Origin of the sequence: Bacillus sp. FSL R5-0712 (assembly GCF_038593285.1) — a bacterium.
Taxonomy (GTDB): domain Bacteria; phylum Bacillota; class Bacilli; order Bacillales; family Bacillaceae; genus Bacillus; species Bacillus safensis.
Window position 1 is genome coordinate 3280516 of record NZ_CP151981.1, and the last position, 17098, is coordinate 3297613.

A 17098-nucleotide genomic window follows, 5' to 3' on the forward strand; every position below is an offset into this window, starting at 1 on the left:
TGATTAGCGGATATATTGCGCTGGATTGACTGCATTTGATTTTGCGCCATTCCATAATCCTTTATGAATTTCAAAATGAAGATGCTGACCATGCGATTGGCCAGTATTTCCCATATAGCCAAGGAATTGTCCTTGTTCAACTCTCTGTCCTGTTGACACACTTCTTGTAGACAGGTGGGCGTATACAGTTTGATATGTCTGTCCATTGATATTGTGCGTAATGAACACAACATTTCCATAGCTCGATGAGTAGCTTGAGTTTGTGACGGTTCCAGATGCTGCTGCATAGACAGGAACTGTGCCCTTTGCTGCAATATCTAATCCGAAGTGGTTTCCGCCAGAACGCCCGCCAAAACCAGATGAGAAACGCCCTGCAGCTGGTTTAATAAAGCCTGAGCTGCTTGCTGGTGTATCAGATACTTGATCTGAGCCGCCGCTGTGAGGTGCAGGTGCATTTTTTTCAGCTGCTTGTTTTGCTTTCTTCGCTTCTTCCTTTTGTCGGTGTGCTTCCTCAGATTTCACTGCCGCTTTTTGATTCGCTAGGATTTCTTGTTCATTCTCAAGCTTGCCTAGTTCATCATGTGCATGATTTTTTTTATCTGTCACATCACCTAAAATGTGTTCTTTTTCTTTGTGCTTCTTAGATAAATCTTTTTTCAGTGCTTCTAGCTCTTTCAAAGATGTTTCAAGTCCGCTTAGCTGATTATTTAGCTCTGCTTCTTTTTGCTCCACCAGCTTTAAATCATTTTCATGTTCTGTAATCATGTCTTTGTCTGCTTCGACAATCGTTGTGACAGCCCCAACACGACCGACAAAATCACTAAAGCTGCGAGCACCTAGCAGCACATCTAAATAGTTGATCGTACCGCCGCTTTTTTGCATTGAACGAATTCGGTCTTTGAAAATGGCTTTTCTTTTTTCAATTCGCTCATTGATGACTTGAATGTCTTTTTTTAGCTTCTTGATCTCTTGCTTCGTTTTTTTAACTTCTTTCTCTTTTTCAGCGACTTTTTCAGTTGCAGTACTTACCTTTTGGTCAATTTGTTCAATTTCTTTCTTGAGCTTTGATTCTTTCTTTTCAAGCTTTGCCAGCTCTGATTTCTTCTTCTTCAAGCTTGATTCAGTCTTCGATGTTTTCTCTTCGATTTGTTGACGTTTTTGATCTAGGTCTTCGTATGCGAATGCACGATTCTCGTTCCCTGGAATGTATAGCCACGTTGTTCCAATAAACGCTGCCATTCCAGCCATCATCAGCTTTCTTTTCAAAACGATATTCCCCTCCCATGACAACTGTCGACATGAAGAGCCGACCGGATGAATCGGATCAACCGGTCACATCTTCTATAGAAATCTCGAATGCTGCCATCAAAATATATTTATACTTTTAAGAATTTACGGATAGACGTTAAGCTTCCCCATACCCCAATGATTGCACCGATCACTAGCAGGATCAGTGATACTTGATAGACAAACGGGTTGTATGGAAGCATTGAAATAAATGAGCCTTGTACTCTCGGTGCGACCCAGCCCACTGCATATTGATACGTGCCAAGCAATAGAGCAATAGGTATAATGGAGCCAAATACACCAAGCAATAATCCTTCAATGAAGAATGGCCAGCGGATAAACCAGTTCGTTGCACCTACCAGCTTCATAATCTCAATTTCTTTACGTCTAGCAAAAATCGTAATTTTGATCGTATTGGAGATTAAGAACATAGCTGTAAATAACAGCCCAATAATGAGCACAATACCGACATTACGCGCTACTCCGACTACATTAAAGAGTCGGCTGACCTCTTCTTTTCCATAGGTTACTTTATATGTACCCTTTAGTTTTTCTAATTTCTTCGCTACTTTTGGTGTATCGTGAGGATCTGTTGTTTTCACAATAAACGCATCGTTTAATGGATTTTCTTGATCAACAAGTCCCATGGATTGTCCATTTTCTCCAAAGCTTTTAATCAGTGCTTTCAGTTCGTCATCCTTAGATGAGTACTTCACATCACTGATTTCAGGAATCTTTTCAATTTCTGCTTTTAATTCATCCTGCTGCTTTTGATTCGCCGTTAATTCGATTAATACTTTTACTTCTACTTCTTTTTCAGCGTTCGATGCCATGTTATTCAAGTTGAGCATAATCACAAGGAAAACCCCAACTAAAATCAATGTGACAGTAACCGCACTAATTGATGCAAATGTCATCCACGTGTTTCTTCCAAGTGAACGGAAGCTCTCACGTAAATGCCGCGAGAGAGTTTTAATCATAAATTCCGTACTCCCCTCTTGCTTCGTCACGCACAATCATTCCATCTTCGATTGCGATGACGCGTTTCTTCATGGTGTTTACAATTTCTTTGTTGTGTGTCGCCATAACCACTGTTGTTCCGCGGTTATTAATCTCTTCGAGCGTCTTCATGATTTCCCAAGAAGTGTCTGGATCAAGGTTTCCTGTCGGCTCATCTGCAATGACGACCTCAGGGCTATTGACAATCGAGCGGGCAATAGACACACGCTGCTGTTCACCGCCGGACAGCTGGTCAGGAAATTGACGCGCTCTGTGCTTTAGCTGAACCAGATCGAGAACATCAAGCACTTTTTTCTTAATGATATGAGGCTGTTCACCAATCACTTCAAGAGCAAATGCTACGTTCTCAAACACAGTAAGAGTTGGAAGAAGCTTGAAATCTTGGAATACTACGCCAATTTCTCTTCTTACGTAAGGAATTTCTTTTTCCTTCATTGATCCTAAATCTTTGTTATTAATTAAGATTTGCCCTTTGGTTGGCTTCTCTTCACGATACATCATTTTGATGAAAGTGGATTTACCAGCACCACTTGGACCAACAACATACACAAACTCTCCTGGATGGATAGAGACATTGATTCCATTGATTGCCTTTACGCCATTAGGATAGATCTTGTAGACTTCCTTCATTTGAATCATGTAATCACCTAATCTTTTCTTATTCGCTGACTAACAGCTTATCATGATGTTTTGACACTTCTCGTCAAAAAACGTTATGTATGGTCACGCACATACCCTTCGATACTTACTAACAATTTATGTCCTTTTCATCCAAAAAGATGAAAAAATTGAATCGTCTCATTTTCAACAACTCCAATTATACGTCATGAATCGACGCAATGGTATTACATTTATATTTCAAAACTTATAAATAAAAGGTAAATAGAACAATCAAAACCGAAAAACGTGCCTTTATACCCTTATTTTTTAAATAAAATTTAATATAATGCGTTTTCATACTATCTAAAAGTCTTTTTCTACATATAAAAAAACAAAAAAACCTTGTCGATTAGACAAAGGTTTTATTTTTTCTCTGCAAGCCATTTTGCTACTTCTTTTGCTTGCTTCTCATCTACCATACCGCTTGGCATAGAGCCTTTACCATTTTGCGCAATATCTGCGATCTGGCTTTCATTATATTTCTTCCCTACTTCTTTCAGGCTTGGTCCGCCTCCGCCAGATAGGTCTTTCCCATGACAGCCAATACAGTTTTGCTGATAGATCTCCTCACCACTGCTCACAGATGAAGCACTTTTGCTGCCTTCTTTGTCACTGCTGCTTGAATTTCCTCCACAAGCCGCGAGAACAAGAAGCATCGCTGCAAACAGCATCGTTAATCCGCTTTTTTTCATCTATTTCCCTCCCTTACAATCATTTGGTCAACGCTATTATATCCTTGTTTATGCCCTTTTAAAACCCTCACCAAGCACCTCTTTTGCATCCATCACGATGACAAATGCTGATGCATCGATTGCTTTCACCACTTGTTTCAACTTTGTGAATTGTGACTGCCCAACGACACACATCAAAATTGGGCGGTCATGATCGGTATATCCTCCGACTGCTGAGATCTTCGTCACACCACGGTCAATTTGATCAAAAACCGCCTGTCTGACCTCATCTTCATGCCCTGTAATGATCATTGCCATTTTTGAATGACTGAAGCCAGCCTGTACCACATCAATCGTTTTACTAGAAATAAACACACCAATGACAGCGTATAGCCCCTCTTCAATTCCAAAGACCGTCATCGCAGCCAGAACAATCAAGCCATCCATCATCGCTAGACAGGTGCCTAGCGTGAGTCCTGTGTACTTATTGATGATTTTGGCAGCGAGTGCCGTTCCACCCGTTGATCCATTCCCAAGGAACACGAGCCCTATTCCGATCCCAATGACCACACCGCCAAAAATAGCCGCCAGCAGTGCTTCATGTGTGACAGGTGCAATATGTCTTGTGACAAACACCATGAAAGGTAAAAAAATCGAGCCGACGAGTGTTTTCACTCCAAATGTACCGCCTAATAAATAAAAGCCAGCGATAAACAGGGGAATATTGAGCCCCCATTGCACATAAGCCGCTTCAAAGCCGAATGACTGCATAATGGTACTAATGCCGCTCACACCGCCTGCTGCAATCTGATTTGGTAATAATAACGTATTAAATCCAATCGCCACGATGGCTGATCCGATTAAAATGAACAAATAGTTTTTCACTTCGATCCAAAATTGTGTATGTTCCTGCTTCATGTCTTTCTTCCTCCGTTACTTCTGAATGCACACCTATTTTAAGCCCTCTTAAAACGATTGTAAATAACAGCCAAATGCAGTGCTAATGGATTAATACTTTATCACACAGACGGATCAGCGCACTTGCCGGTTGGCATAGGAGTAAATGATGGTATATTTAATATGTACATGAGAAAGAAGGGGCATGCGATGAAGAAAATACTGAAGATAACAGGTATGACATTACTTGCACTGATCATCTTAGCTTTTGGTGCTTTCTATACATGGAGCCGCTTTACATATGGACCATCAGAAGCATTAAAAAAACAGGTGAACATTGAGCAAGTGGAACATAAAAACAATGTTTATACATTTAAAGCACCAAAAAGTGATACTGGCATCATTCTCTATCCTGGGGCAAAGGTGGAACCACTTGCGTATGCCTATATCGGGGATACGCTGATGAAAAAAGGCTACTCTGTCTTTATCCCTGACATGCCATTTTCCTTTGCGATTTTCAATCCAAACAAAGCGCAGGACATTATCAAAGATCACCAAACAATCAAACACTGGTATATTGGCGGACATTCACTTGGCGGGGCAGCTGCCGCTATGTTTGCAGAAAAAAATCAGAGCAAGTTCGATGGACTCTTTTTCCTAGCATCTTATCCAGCATCAGATGATCTGAAACAATCTTCATTGAAAGTCCTTTCTATTTCAGGTGAAAAGGATGGGCTGGCAACACAAGAGAAAATCAAGAAATCGAAAGCAAATCTGCCGTCTCAAACCGTTTATCATGAAATAAAAGGCGGGAATCATGCGCAATTTGGCATGTATGGCAAACAAAAAGGGGATCACCCTGCGGACATTCCAGCCCTGTCGCAGCAAAATGATCTCATTCAGACAATGCTTGACTGGCTTAAGCCAGCAAAAAAGCTCCCGTAATGGGAGCTTCAGCGTGTAGACAAACCCTCGCATTCTTTGTCAGTCCTGCGCGTTGGTGCTCACGAATGTTCGATTCGCTCCGCGCCAATGCTCGTCCTTCCTAGACTTCAAAGGTTTTCTATCACGCTGAAAAAAAGAAGACAAAGAGCTAAAATAAAGATCATTTTAGCCCTTTGTCAACAGTCTGAAAGCTCCCGTAATGGGAGCTTTTCATTATTATTTTTTTGTCACTTCTAAAAATTCTTCAGCATCTGCTACAGCCAAACGAATGGCTTCTTCCCAAAATGCTTTTTGGGTAAGGTCAACGCCTAGATGCTTTTTGGCTAAATCTTCTACTGTCATTGAAGCAGTATCCTTTAATAATGCAATGTATTTCTCTTCAAAAGATGTACCAGCCTGCAATGCTTTTGCATAAATTCCTAACGAGAACATGTATCCAAAGGTGTATGGGAAATTATAAAATGGAACATTCGTGATATGAAAATGCAGCTTAGACGCCCAGAAATGTGGATGGTATTCATCTAATGAGTCACCGAACGCTTCCTTCTGTGCTTCGACCATCAATTCATTCAACCGATCAGCCGGCACTTCTCCTTGTTTACGCTCTTCATAAAAGCGCTGTTCAAATAAGAAACGAGATTGAATGTTCATGAAGAAAGCTACACTGCGCTGCAGCTTATCCTCTAACAGGCTGAGCCGCTCCTCTTCATTTGCCGCTTCTTTTAATGAAGCATCAGCTACAATCATTTCTGCGAAGGTGGACGCTGTTTCAGCTACATTCATTGCGTATTTGCGATTCAGAATGCGAACATCCTGCATCACTTCCTGATGGAACGAATGACCAAGTTCATGCGCTAGTGTCGCCACATTGGATGGACTTCCTGAGAAAGTCATAAAAATACGTGATTCTCCGCTGTCAGGGAAATTTGTACAAAAGCCGCCTACCCGTTTGTTTGGACGGTCCTCAGCTTCTACCCAGCGTTCATTAAAGGCTTTTTCTGTAAAAGCAGCGAGCTCTTCTCCAAATCCAGCGAAATGTTTCACAATAAAAGCAGCTGCTTCTTGATAAGGATAGATTTTGGTCTCACTCCCGATAGGAGCCCCAACATCGAACCAGCTCAGCTTATCCACTCCAAGCATGTCAGCTTTTCGGTGTAAATAATCAATGAATGGCTGCTTATGTTCATCAATCACAGACCACATGGCATCAAGGGTTTCTTGTTTCATACGGCAAATTTCTAGCGGCTCTTTTAAAATGTGCTCCCAGCCTCTTGCTTCATACACTTGCAAACGAAAACCAGCAAGGTGATTGAGCGTACTAGCAAATAAATGTTCATCCTGCGTCCATGCATGCTCTAGATTGTGGTAAACGGCCTTTCTGACTTCACGATCTGAATCATCCATCGCATTTTCTGCTTGGCCTACAGAGATCATCTGTGTTTCTCCATGCTGTTCAAACGGAATGGTAATTTTATTCACTAAGCTGGAATAAAGCTCATCCCACGCATGGTACCCATCTACAGCCAGCTTTTGAATCAGCGTTTCTTGTTCAACAGGTAATTGATCCTTCACACGGTCTCTCCGCTCATTTAATATGTAGCGGACATCTGAAAAGGCTGTTGAATTCATCAGTTCTTCCCACTTGTTTGCTGGGATAGCAGCAAGCGCTTGATCAAACAGTGCAAGGATGGTTCCTAAATCAGCTTCCAGCTTGGCAATCGTACCTCGAAGGCTGCCTGCTTTCATATCCTTCGTATTTTGAGCTTGGAGGCAGGTTACAAATGAACCTGCTTGAGATAATTTTTTATATGTAGTTTCATACGTGTCAAGGACAGACGTTAATTTGCTTTCAATGTGTGTATCTTCTTTTGAAAAGGCATTCACCTTTTGTCGTAATTCATCTAATAGCTGCTGAATATTTTGCAGGTATGTCTTAAATTCTGGTGAAGAACTGCCTCCTTTAAAAAAGGTATCTAAATCCCACGTTTCTTGCAATGGTGTTAATCCCAAAATATTTCCCCCTTTATTTGCTAATTTCATCATACAAAGGATATAGAATCAGTATGTCGTATGTATTCCTTTATATTCATTATATTTTCTCACAATTAAAAAAACCCGGCAAGAAGCCGAGTTTTTATGATAATTTCGAACGCAGGTATGCATCGATAAATGAATCTAAATCTCCATCCATCACCGCTTGAACATTTCCCATCTCCGTATTGGTTCGATGGTCTTTCACAAGAGAATAAGGGTGGAATACATAAGAGCGAATCTGGCTTCCCCAGCCAATTTCTTTCTGCTCTCCTCTGATTTCATCCAATTCTGCCTGCTGTTCTTCGATCCGTTTTTGATAAAGTTTCGATTTCAGCATTTTCATCGCACGTTCTCTGTTTTTAATTTGTGATCTTTCTGTTTGGCACGTCACGACGACATTCGTTGGAATATGTGTGATACGAACGGCAGAGTCCGTCGTATTCACGTGCTGCCCGCCTGCACCGCTTGCACGATACGTATCTACCTTGATATCCTCTGTCCGAATATCAATATCAATTTCTTCATTGAATTCCGGCATGACATCACAGGAAACGAAGGATGTATGTCTGCGGCCAGAAGAATCAAAAGGAGAAATACGAACCAAACGATGGACACCTTTTTCAGCTTTTAAGTAACCGTACGCGTTATGCCCTTTGATGAGCAAAGTCACAGACTTAATTCCTGCCTCATCACCTGGAAGGTAATCAAGCGTTTCGACCTTAAAGCCTCTGCGCTCTGCCCAGCGAGTATACATTCGCAGAAGCATAGAACCCCAGTCCTGTGATTCAGTTCCGCCTGCACCTGGGTGAAGCTCCAGAATGGCATTGTTTTTATCATAAGGTTCGCTTAAGAGAAGCTGCAGCTCAAATTCGTTAAACTGCTTCGTTAAGTTCTTCAGCTCTTTTTCAAGCTCTGCATGAAGCTCCTCGTCATAATCTTCCTTTAATAAGTCATGCGTCATTTGCAGCTCTTCATGTGATTCACTGAGCTCATGGTAGGAATTCACAGAATCCTTCAGTGCATTGGCTTCATTGATAACGCCTTGAGCCTTTTGCTGATCATTCCAAAAATCAGCCTCTGACATCGTCGCTTCAAGATCTGCGATTTTGGCCTCTTTTGTTTCTAAGTCAAAGAGACCCCCTAAAATCAGCTAGCCTGCTAGCCATATTTTCAAGCTCTTGTCTAATTTCTACTAATTCCATATCCTTCACCTCATAGATGTATGGGGGCTGACATGAATAGAAAGAGGTTTTCACCTCTTTCCATTACTTATTCTGTCTTCCCATGACAATTTTTATATTTCTTGCCGCTTCCGCAGTGACATGGGGAGTTTCGTCCAATGTCTACGACTTTACGTACCGGCTTCTTCTTCACTGTCTTCTCCTCATCGCCCTCTTGCGGCTGATGAGCCGTTGTTTGACCTTGAACCACTTCTTCACGTTCTAGGTTGTTTTGGATTTCTGATTTCAAGACATACTTGGCCACGTCATCTTCAATTGAAGCAACCATATGCTCAAACATCGCAAATCCTTCCATTTGGTATTCACGAAGCGGATTCGTTTGTGCGTACGCACGTAAATGAATACCTTGACGCAGCTGATCCATTGCATCGATATGGTCCATCCACTTCGAATCCACCGCTCGAAGAACGATGACTTTTTCAAATTCACGCATTTGTTCTTCGCCAAATGTTTCTTCTTTTGCATCGTATTTTTCTTTAATACGATCCATGATGAAGCTTGTGATTTCATCTGCTTCTTTACCGAAGATATCTTTGACTGTAATGGCACCTTCGTCTAAATAGTTCGTGTTGATTAATTCAACAAGACCATCTAGTTTCCATTCTTCAGGCAGCTCTTCTTTTGGCGTATAAGATCCCACAGCACGCTCAATTGAAGATTGGATCATATTGATGACAATTGATTTTAAGTTGTCAGAATCGATGACTTCAAAACGCTGTTTGTAGATTACTTCACGCTGTTGACGAAGCACATCGTCGTATTGCAGAAGCTGCTTACGGGAATCAAAGTTGTTCCCCTCTACACGTTTTTGAGATGATTCAACGGCTTTAGACACCATTTTACTTTGGATTGGTGTAGAGTCATCCATGCCAAAGCGGTCAAGCATCGCCATCGTCCGCTCTGCACCAAATCGGCGCATCAATTCATCTTCCATGGAGAGATAGAATTGGGTAATCCCTGGGTCTCCTTGACGTCCAGAACGTCCGCGAAGCTGGTTATCAATACGACGGGATTCATGACGCTCTGTCCCGATAACAGCCAGACCACCAAGTTCTTTTACACCTTCGCCAAGCTTGATGTCTGTACCACGTCCTGCCATGTTTGTTGCAATGGTCACAGCACCTTTTTGACCAGCCTCTTCAATAATTTGTGCTTCACGCTCATGGTTTTTTGCGTTTAACACTTGATGAGGAATGCCTTTATTTTTAAGCAGCTTAGAAATAAGCTCAGATGTCTCAACTGCTACTGTTCCGACAAGAACTGGCTGCCCTGTCATATAGCGCTGCGCAACATCCTCAGCCACTGCTTTAAATTTACCATCCATTGTGCGGTAAATTAAATCAGGTCTGTCATCACGAACCACTGGTTGGTTGGTCGGGATTGACACAACCTGCATGTTGTAAATGTTACGGAATTCTTCTTCTTCCGTTTTTGCTGTACCAGTCATACCAGATAATTTTTCATACATACGGAAGTAGTTCTGGAACGTAATTGTTGCCAGTGTCATGCTTTCGTTCTGCACTTCAAGACCTTCTTTTGCCTCGATGGCTTGATGCAGACCTTCACTATAACGGCGTCCTTTCATTAAACGTCCTGTGAAGGAGTCAACGATGACTACTTGGCCTTCTTCTACCACATAATCCACGTCTTTTTGCATCGCAACATGTGCCTTCAGTGCCTGAGCGATGTGATGGTTCAGCGCGACATGTTTGACATCAAACAGGTTCTCAATGCCGAATGCTTTTTCCGCCTTCGTCATTCCGCTTTCAGTCAGCTGCACACTTTTTGTTTTAATATCATACGTGAAATCATCTTCGATTTTTAATGTGCGGACAAATGCATTGGCTTGTACATAAAGCTTTGTTGATTTCGCAGCTTGTCCTGAAATAATAAGAGGTGTTCTCGCTTCATCAATTAAAATGGAGTCAACCTCATCGATCACGGCATAATGAAGCGGTCTCTGAACCATTTGCTCTTTGTAAAGCACCATGTTATCTCGTAAATAGTCAAAGCCGAGTTCATTGTTTGTTGAATACGTGATATCAGCGGCGTACGCTTCTCTTTTTTCATCTTTGTCTAAGCTGTTTAAGTTTAAGCCGACTGTTAAACCAAGAAACTCAAAAATTTTGCCCATTTCCTGCGCATCACGGCTTGCCAAATATTCGTTGACTGTCACGATGTGGACGCCTTTTCCAGAAAGAGCATTTAAATAAACAGGCATTGTTGATGTCAATGTTTTACCTTCACCTGTTTTCATTTCAGCGATGTTACCTTCGTGAAGCGCGATGCCCCCCATGAGCTGCACCTTAAACGGGAACATTCCTGTTACGCGGCGGGATGCCTCGCGAACCGTTGCAAATGCTTCAACCAGCAGGTCATCCACGGATTGTCCTTTTTCAAGTTTTTCTTTAAATTCAATCGTTTTATTTCGTAAAGCCTCGTCAGATAATTTTTCAAAATCTTGAGCGAGAGCTTCGATTTCATTTGCCTTTTTTTCATATCGGCTGATCGTACGTTTCGTAGGATCAAACACTTTGTTTAAGATTCCAAGCATATAATAACGCTCCTCTATTTCATGCAATTTTTCGGCATGTCCAAAAGTTTGACAGGTCCATATTTACCTGCATTTATCATACCATACCTTCTTTCATTTCCAAAGAATTTGCCATAATTTCGCACAAAAAACCCGCCCCTAATGAAGGGAACGGGTTTACTTTATTTAGGTTGTTTTTAAATCAGCATCAACTGATATTTAAGCGTTTGGCTCAATGAGTCCATATTTACCGTCATTTCGGCGATAAACCACATTGGTCAAATTTGTCTCAGCATTTGTGAAAACGAAGAAACTATGACCTAACATGTTCATTTGGAGAATGGCCTCTTCACTATCCATCGGCTTTAAGTTGAAACGTTTTTGTCTGACGATTTCTGTTTCATCAATCTCTTCGTCATCTTGAACTGCTACTTCAGCCGTACCATTTCCTCCAGCAAATAAGTGCTTTTTGGCACCTTGCTCGCGGAATTTACGGTTTACTTTTGTTTTGTGCTTTCTAATTTGACGTTCTAATTTACTGGCTGCTAGGTCTACTGCATTGTACATATCCTCATTATGCACCTCAGCTCGAAGTGCTAGATCAGTCATTGGAATGGTAACCTCAACTTTAGATTCTTGATCGTTGTAAAACTTCAAGTTCACGTTGACTGAAGCATCTACATCTGTCTCAAAATAACGCTCCAGCTTTCCAATTTTTTTCTCGACATGATCTCTTAGTGCAGGTGTTACGTCGATGTTTTCTCCTCTGACATTGTAATTCATGTAAAGAACGCCTCCTTTAAAATTAAGGATATGTAAACCTATTTCTACTTTTCCCTCCTTTTCTCCTGCTCAAACGTAAAAAAAATGTGAATATTTATTGAAATTTGTCGAATTTTGCGGTGCTTCAACTGTTGCTTGATAGGTGATGAATATATATTCGGCTGATTCTTGAAAAAGACCAGCGCACATTAAATGGTAAAAGATGAAATCGATGTTTTCAGCGATTGAGATAAGGATTTTAAATCCTCCGCAGCGGCTTTCATCTCTTCATTGGCGGCTAATGATTCTTCAACAGCAGCAGACATGTACTCTGTTTCTTCTGAGTTTCGTTTCGCACCTTCTTCAATGACACCAACTGTTTGAGAAATTTCCTCTGTACTAGCAGAAATTTGTTCTGCAGTGGCTGACAGCTCTTCTGCTTTCATTGAAATATCACGAATAGATTCCAAGATTTCATGGAAGCTCTGTTCAGATAATTGTGATACTTTTACACCCTTTGCTACATCCCGCTCGACCTTCGTCATCGATTGTGATGACTTTTCTGTATCTTTGTTCACGTTTTCGAGTAATTGACTAATTTGATCTGTCAGCTGACTAGATTCTTCTGCCAGTTTTCTCACTTCATCTGCTACAACTGCAAAGCCTCTTCCATGCTCTCCTGCCCTTGCTGCTTCTATAGCTGCGTTTAAAGCAAGCAAATTCGTCTGGTCAGCAATGGCATGGATATGACCTAACAGATCTTGAATGCCTGTAAACTGCGCTTGCACATGGGTCATTGTAGAATGGTGTTCATTCACAGACTCTTTTATAGAACTCATTTGTTTCACAAACTGTTGAATAAGGGCCGCGCCCTCTTCAGCCTTTTCAGTCACTGAAATTGAGTGACCCGAAACATCGGATGTGTGTACAGCTGCATTTTGCATGCCAGTCGACACTTCCTGAATGGCGGATGCTACTTTTCCGACCGCATCTGATTGTTCACGTGAAGCTTCACTGACCTGTTCAATCGAGCTAGATGTCTGCTCACTAGCCGATAACGTTTGACTGATGGTTTCCTCAAATTGAGCAGCAGAATCAGCAAGCTGTCTTGATCCGCTTTGCACCTGCAAAATAAGCTGACGCAAATGAGCCGTCATTTGATTAAAGGCTGTGCCGAGTTGACCAATCTCATTTTTAGAGGTCACTTCAATCTCTTCAAGGGTTAGATCACCATCTGCCATCCTTTTTGCGGCATTTGTGACAGAAACAATTGGTTTTGTCATGCGATGAACAAATCTGATCCCAATCACCAAAAGGCCAACAATAATCGCTGCACTGACCAAAATGAGTGTAAGCAATAATTGATTACTATCTTGATTGAGCTGATTGATTTTTTGATCACGTTGTTTTAGCTGATTTTGAGCGAACTCTTTTGTAAAGGTATGTATTTCTTGTTCGATAGGTTGTAATTCTTGACTGAGGCGGGTGTTGAATTCTTTTTGATTTTGCATATTTAATGAATTAAATAATCGATTTGTTGAGGTGTAGTAGAGATAATTTTTTTCTGAGATTTGATCTAATAGATTTTTTACTTGTTTGTCCGTACTCATTTTCGAAGCTTCTGCTGTTTTCTTATTAATATCTTCATATGTTTGCTCAATTTTCTGCAAATTTTCAGCATCTTGTACGACGACATATGTTTTAATCTGTGCTTCCTGCTTTTGAAGAAGCGCTTCTAATTCCAGCGAGGTCTGATAAAGCTTCACTTCCTTGCTTAATAGCGCTTTATAAGATTGATCTGTTTTGTAATAGAGAAAGCTTGAGAATCCTAACATACTGACAAACAATACACATATGACAATAAGCCCAAATAAAAATTGATTTTTTAGTCTCATAATTTCCTCCGAATGGTCTGAATTGGACAAAAATTAATGAATGACATACGGCCTCATACAGGCATGTATTTCATCCATCCACTTTCTATATTCAGGTATAAAGTATGTTTTCAGGAATGATTGGAAGTGATTTGAAGGGAATGTATAGAAAGCTAGTATATCAAAACTTAAAAATATTTGATCAAACGAACGAATCGTTTTGGCAAAGTGTTCATTTTCAATAATTGAAAGCAGAAGAGGGTGTGTTGTGTCTAAATGAAAGAAGGCATGGATCAGATCATTAAAGATCCGATCCCCTTCTGTTTTGTCAAAATCCTTCTCAATTTCATCTAAATAGTTTAGACTCTCTTCTATCGTGTATAGAAGTTCATAATATGTGGTTAATAAAATATAGTCATTTGAACGATACGCCACAGGTCTCACCTATTTATTTCCGTTTATCGTAGTATACGCCGTCACTCGTTATGGGCTGGTATGGATTTTGATAATTCAGCTGTTTTGTTTTCTTTTTTTGAATGGCTTGAATATCTGCTTTTATCCCATTTTGGATAACCGTTAATTGTTGCGCCATCTGTTGATCTGTTTGGATGATTTCTCGGATTTTCTCTTTTTCTTGATCCGTCAATTCATGCTGTATATCTCTCATTAATTCGTCTCTCTCAATTAAAAAGGCATCAAAGTCTTCAACCAGTGTCTCACTTTGCGGATTTTCCGCTATTTCGGCTGCCATTTTTAATGTTTGATCATGCAGCTGGTCCACAATACTCATAGAGAACCCCCGATAGAGTGGTGACGGCCTTTACGATCGGTTTGAATGACTTCCTTCCACGCATCACGGAAATCAGTTACATACTCTTCTACTTCATTCAATATCTCTTCGTCATTTTGAAGATTGGCTTCTATCAGTCTGCGATAAATGTAATCATACATACTTGCCATACTCTTTGATACGTCATAGGAACGATTTAAGGTGACATTTAATTCTTGAATGATGTTTTGAGCCTTTTTTAGGTTCAAGTTTCTCGTTTCTGCATCCTCTTTTTGAATGGCATACTTCGCTATTCTGATGAACTTTAAGCAGCCTTCATAAAGCATAAGCGTCAACTCGGCAGGTGTTGCGGTCTCAATAGAATTTTTCTGATAGGCGGCATAAGGGTTCTGTATTGCCATATGTTATAAACCTCCAATTATTGTCCAAGCAGTTGAGAAAGGTAGCCAGATTGGTTGTTTAGCTTTTGAATTGCACTATCCATGGCGTTAAACTTCGTATAGTAACGGGCTTCCACCATTTTTAAACGATCTTGGAATGTACTCATTCGTTTTGTCAAAGAGTCAAGGTCCTTACCAAGTCCGTATTCCTTTAATTCCATAGTGGTGCTGCCAGCCTTTTTTTGAATGCTCTTCGAAAAGTCTGATAAGGAATTTTTGACACGATAGATAATTCCTTGTTCTTGATATTGCTGCTGCGCTTTGTCTTTATCCTTTGAATCCACATTTAAACTACCCGATATAAACATTTGTCTGACCTTCTCCGGGTCTTCTTCAATGGCTTTCTTTAATTTCTCTACTCCATTACTATCCTTAATAAATTCAAGCTTTCCGCCATCTTTATAGCTGGATGATGTCGAAATACCGATTTGTGTGAGTTGAATTTTATTCCCATCACTTGTCGTAATATTAGCATACAAATCACTTCTTATTTTAGAGGCACCAGATCGTAAAATGGAATCACTTCTCAGCAAGCCAGACTTCGCGGTCGTTTCCCATAGCTCTATTTCTTTTTCAGACATCGCTTTTTTCTCTTCAGCCGTTAATGGATGATAGTCTCTGTTTTTCTTTTCATTGACTTTACCATTAATCTGTTCAACAAGCTCATTGTATTTATCAACAAATTGCTTAATTTTATCATAGATTGCATCCACATCTGTTGAAACGTTTAAGCTGACGGGCTGATCCGTTGTTGCTTTAAGCTCGTACGTAATATCAGCCTGTGTGAATGTATTGTTGTTATTTTCCATTTTCAGACCATTAATCTCGTATTGCGCCTTCTGTCCTTGAGTAGTCGCAACTAATTTGTTATCTCCATCTACTTGGAAGCCTAATTGCGTTAAAAATGAAGCCGAATTGCCATCAGCTGCTTTAATACTGACGCCTTCACCCGTTGTCCGAGAAGTAAGAGCAATTGTATCCACGTAGTTAGTGCCATCAGAGATTTGGCCTTTGTAAGCCGTCACACCTAATTGAGCGTTGTTTAGCTTTTTCACGATGTCATCGATTGTATCGGAATCAGAGGTATTGATCGTCACCATTTTCGGTTTTGTTGAATCTGGTGTCGTCACTTCAAACGTAAACGTGCCATTTGCTGGTGTAAATCCAGATGTACCAGAGGATTTGAAGACAGAAGCTGTCGCTAGTTGAGTGACATGAATAGAGCCAGAGGTCGCATTTGTTGATCCAGTTGCTGTGACAGCAGATTCATTAGAGCTTGTCACCTTTTTGGCGCCATATGTACTTGGACGCGTTAAGTTTAAACTGTTGATCAAATCATCTAATTCTTTAATTTTCGAGTTAACCTCGCGATAGCTGTCTCTTTGCCATTCAAGTGTTTGTTTCTGACGCGTCATTGTATCAAGTGGTGCCTGCTCCGTTTTCATCAGCTTTGATACGATTTCATCAATATCGAACACATTTGAAAATCCAGTAATACGATTGACCATTATTTATGTTCTCCCTTCATTTACATTCTTTTATCTACAAATAGACCGACAATTTCTGTCATTGCTGCATAGAAATCAAGCCATTCCTTGGAAGGAATTTCTCTAATCACTTCTTCTGTTTGGTTATCTACGACTTTGACATAATATTCATTGAGTTTTTCATGTAATTCGAATTGAAGATGAAATTGAGTAGGTTCAATCAGCTTGTTTGCGCCTTGAAGCGTTTTTTCAATTTCTTCTTTTGAAACAGTCCTGCCATTTGCTTGTGAGTCAGAGTTTACATTGTCATTCTGGTTATTAGAAACACGGGTTTGAAATGCATCGATAATTGGCTCTAATGATGTCAACTTACCAACAGACATAGTTATTCAGCTCCTGTGCTTTAATCTATCTTTTATATCGGCTTTGAATTTGTAAATTAAATATAGATGGACCG

Annotated in this window: 16 protein-coding genes; 1 reads left to right on the plus strand and 15 read right to left on the minus strand. The window is 40.5% G+C overall.

Features of this window, described 5'->3' with window-relative positions; translation table 11 throughout:
- Positions 1-3 precede the first annotated feature (3 nt).
- The 5 genes from NSU11_RS16980 to NSU11_RS17000 form a co-directional block, all read right to left on the minus strand.
- A complete protein-coding gene (locus NSU11_RS16980; RefSeq protein ID WP_024423599.1) occupies positions 4-1266 on the minus strand; it encodes a M23 family metallopeptidase in 1263 nt (420 codons plus the stop codon).
- Between the two features lie 110 nt (positions 1267-1376).
- Positions 1377-2267 carry a permease-like cell division protein FtsX gene (gene ftsX, locus NSU11_RS16985; RefSeq protein ID WP_024423600.1) on the minus strand — a complete coding sequence of 297 codons (891 nt, stop codon included), beginning with the start codon at positions 2265-2267 and terminating at the stop codon, positions 1377-1379.
- A complete protein-coding gene (gene ftsE, locus NSU11_RS16990; RefSeq protein WP_024423601.1) occupies positions 2260-2946 on the minus strand; it encodes a cell division ATP-binding protein FtsE in 687 nt (228 codons plus the stop codon). The genes ftsX and ftsE overlap by 8 nt, the downstream gene beginning before the upstream one ends.
- Positions 2947-3329: 383 nt before the next feature.
- Positions 3330-3659, minus strand: coding sequence for a cytochrome c551 (gene cccB / locus NSU11_RS16995; protein WP_024423602.1), 330 nt, complete (start codon positions 3657-3659; stop codon positions 3330-3332).
- 48 nt (positions 3660-3707) lie between these two features.
- Positions 3708-4556, minus strand: a complete 849-nt coding sequence (locus NSU11_RS17000; protein WP_151039844.1) for a YitT family protein — start codon at positions 4554-4556, stop codon at positions 3708-3710.
- Between the two features lie 189 nt (positions 4557-4745).
- Between NSU11_RS17000 and NSU11_RS17005 the strand changes: the two genes are divergently transcribed.
- Complete coding sequence (locus tag NSU11_RS17005) at positions 4746-5480, plus strand: alpha/beta fold hydrolase (RefSeq protein ID WP_342493685.1); 735 nt, start codon at positions 4746-4748, stop codon at positions 5478-5480.
- Between the two features lie 216 nt (positions 5481-5696).
- Here NSU11_RS17005 and NSU11_RS17010 read toward each other — a convergent pair whose 3' ends face one another.
- The 10 genes from NSU11_RS17010 to flaG form a co-directional block, all read right to left on the minus strand.
- Entirely contained in the window at positions 5697-7490 is a 1794-nt protein-coding gene (locus tag NSU11_RS17010; protein ID WP_133744514.1) for a M3 family oligoendopeptidase, read from the minus strand.
- A gap of 124 nt (positions 7491-7614) precedes the next feature.
- A protein-coding gene (gene prfB, locus NSU11_RS17015; protein ID WP_133744513.1) for a peptide chain release factor 2 occupies positions 7615-8716 on the minus strand; the annotation gives its coding sequence in 2 pieces (ribosomal slippage) (positions 7615-8643 and positions 8645-8716; 1101 coding nt in all).
- 67 nt (positions 8717-8783) lie between these two features.
- Positions 8784-11309 (minus strand): preprotein translocase subunit SecA, encoded by a 2526-nt coding sequence (gene secA, locus NSU11_RS17020; RefSeq protein ID WP_024423607.1) that lies wholly within the window; start codon positions 11307-11309, stop codon positions 8784-8786.
- 198 nt (positions 11310-11507) lie between these two features.
- Positions 11508-12071: a ribosome-associated translation inhibitor RaiA gene (raiA, locus tag NSU11_RS17025; RefSeq protein ID WP_024423608.1), complete on the minus strand. Its 564-nt coding sequence runs from the start codon at positions 12069-12071 to the stop codon at positions 11508-11510.
- Positions 12072-12259: 188 nt separating this feature from the next.
- A complete protein-coding gene (locus tag NSU11_RS17030) occupies positions 12260-13945 on the minus strand; it encodes a methyl-accepting chemotaxis protein (protein WP_149126231.1) in 1686 nt (561 codons plus the stop codon).
- 33 nt (positions 13946-13978) lie between these two features.
- The gene (locus NSU11_RS17035) at positions 13979-14359 is read right to left on the minus strand and encodes a hypothetical protein (RefSeq protein WP_024426250.1); all 381 of its coding nucleotides are present in this window, start codon (positions 14357-14359) and stop codon (positions 13979-13981) included.
- A gap of 13 nt (positions 14360-14372) precedes the next feature.
- Positions 14373-14714: a flagella biosynthesis regulatory protein FliT gene (gene fliT, locus NSU11_RS17040; protein ID WP_024423611.1), complete on the minus strand. Its 342-nt coding sequence runs from the start codon at positions 14712-14714 to the stop codon at positions 14373-14375.
- The gene (fliS, locus tag NSU11_RS17045) at positions 14711-15115 is read right to left on the minus strand and encodes a flagellar export chaperone FliS (protein ID WP_103131677.1); all 405 of its coding nucleotides are present in this window, start codon (positions 15113-15115) and stop codon (positions 14711-14713) included. The genes fliT and fliS overlap by 4 nt, the downstream gene beginning before the upstream one ends.
- Positions 15116-15132: 17 nt before the next feature.
- Positions 15133-16662: a flagellar hook-associated protein 2 gene (locus NSU11_RS17050; protein ID WP_197172977.1), complete on the minus strand. Its 1530-nt coding sequence runs from the start codon at positions 16660-16662 to the stop codon at positions 15133-15135.
- Positions 16663-16682: 20 nt separating this feature from the next.
- Positions 16683-17024, minus strand: coding sequence for a flagellar protein FlaG (gene flaG, locus NSU11_RS17055; protein WP_024426252.1), 342 nt, complete (start codon positions 17022-17024; stop codon positions 16683-16685).
- Positions 17025-17098 lie beyond the last annotated feature (74 nt).

Coding starts and splice junctions, on each gene's coding strand:
- ftsX (WP_024423600.1), bottom strand. CDS start 2,267: ATGATTAAAACTCTCTCGCGGCATTTACGTGAGAGCTTCCGTTCACTT.
- ftsE (WP_024423601.1), bottom strand. CDS start 2,946: ATGATTCAAATGAAGGAAGTCTACAAGATCTATCCTAATGGCGTAAAG.
- cccB (WP_024423602.1), bottom strand. CDS start 3,659: ATGAAAAAAAGCGGATTAACGATGCTGTTTGCAGCGATGCTTCTTGTT.
- NSU11_RS17000 (WP_151039844.1), bottom strand. CDS start 4,556: ATGAAGCAGGAACATACACAATTTTGGATCGAAGTGAAAAACTATTTG.
- NSU11_RS17005 (WP_342493685.1), top strand. CDS start 4,746: ATGAAGAAAATACTGAAGATAACAGGTATGACATTACTTGCACTGATC.
- secA (WP_024423607.1), bottom strand. CDS start 11,309: ATGCTTGGAATCTTAAACAAAGTGTTTGATCCTACGAAACGTACGATC.
- raiA (WP_024423608.1), bottom strand. CDS start 12,071: ATGAATTACAATGTCAGAGGAGAAAACATCGACGTAACACCTGCACTA.
- NSU11_RS17030 (WP_149126231.1), bottom strand. CDS start 13,945: ATGAGACTAAAAAATCAATTTTTATTTGGGCTTATTGTCATATGTGTA.
- fliT (WP_024423611.1), bottom strand. CDS start 14,714: ATGAGTATTGTGGACCAGCTGCATGATCAAACATTAAAAATGGCAGCC.
- fliS (WP_103131677.1), bottom strand. CDS start 15,115: ATGGCAATACAGAACCCTTATGCCGCCTATCAGAAAAATTCTATTGAG.
- NSU11_RS17050 (WP_197172977.1), bottom strand. CDS start 16,662: ATGGTCAATCGTATTACTGGATTTTCAAATGTGTTCGATATTGATGAA.
- flaG (WP_024426252.1), bottom strand. CDS start 17,024: ATGTCTGTTGGTAAGTTGACATCATTAGAGCCAATTATCGATGCATTT.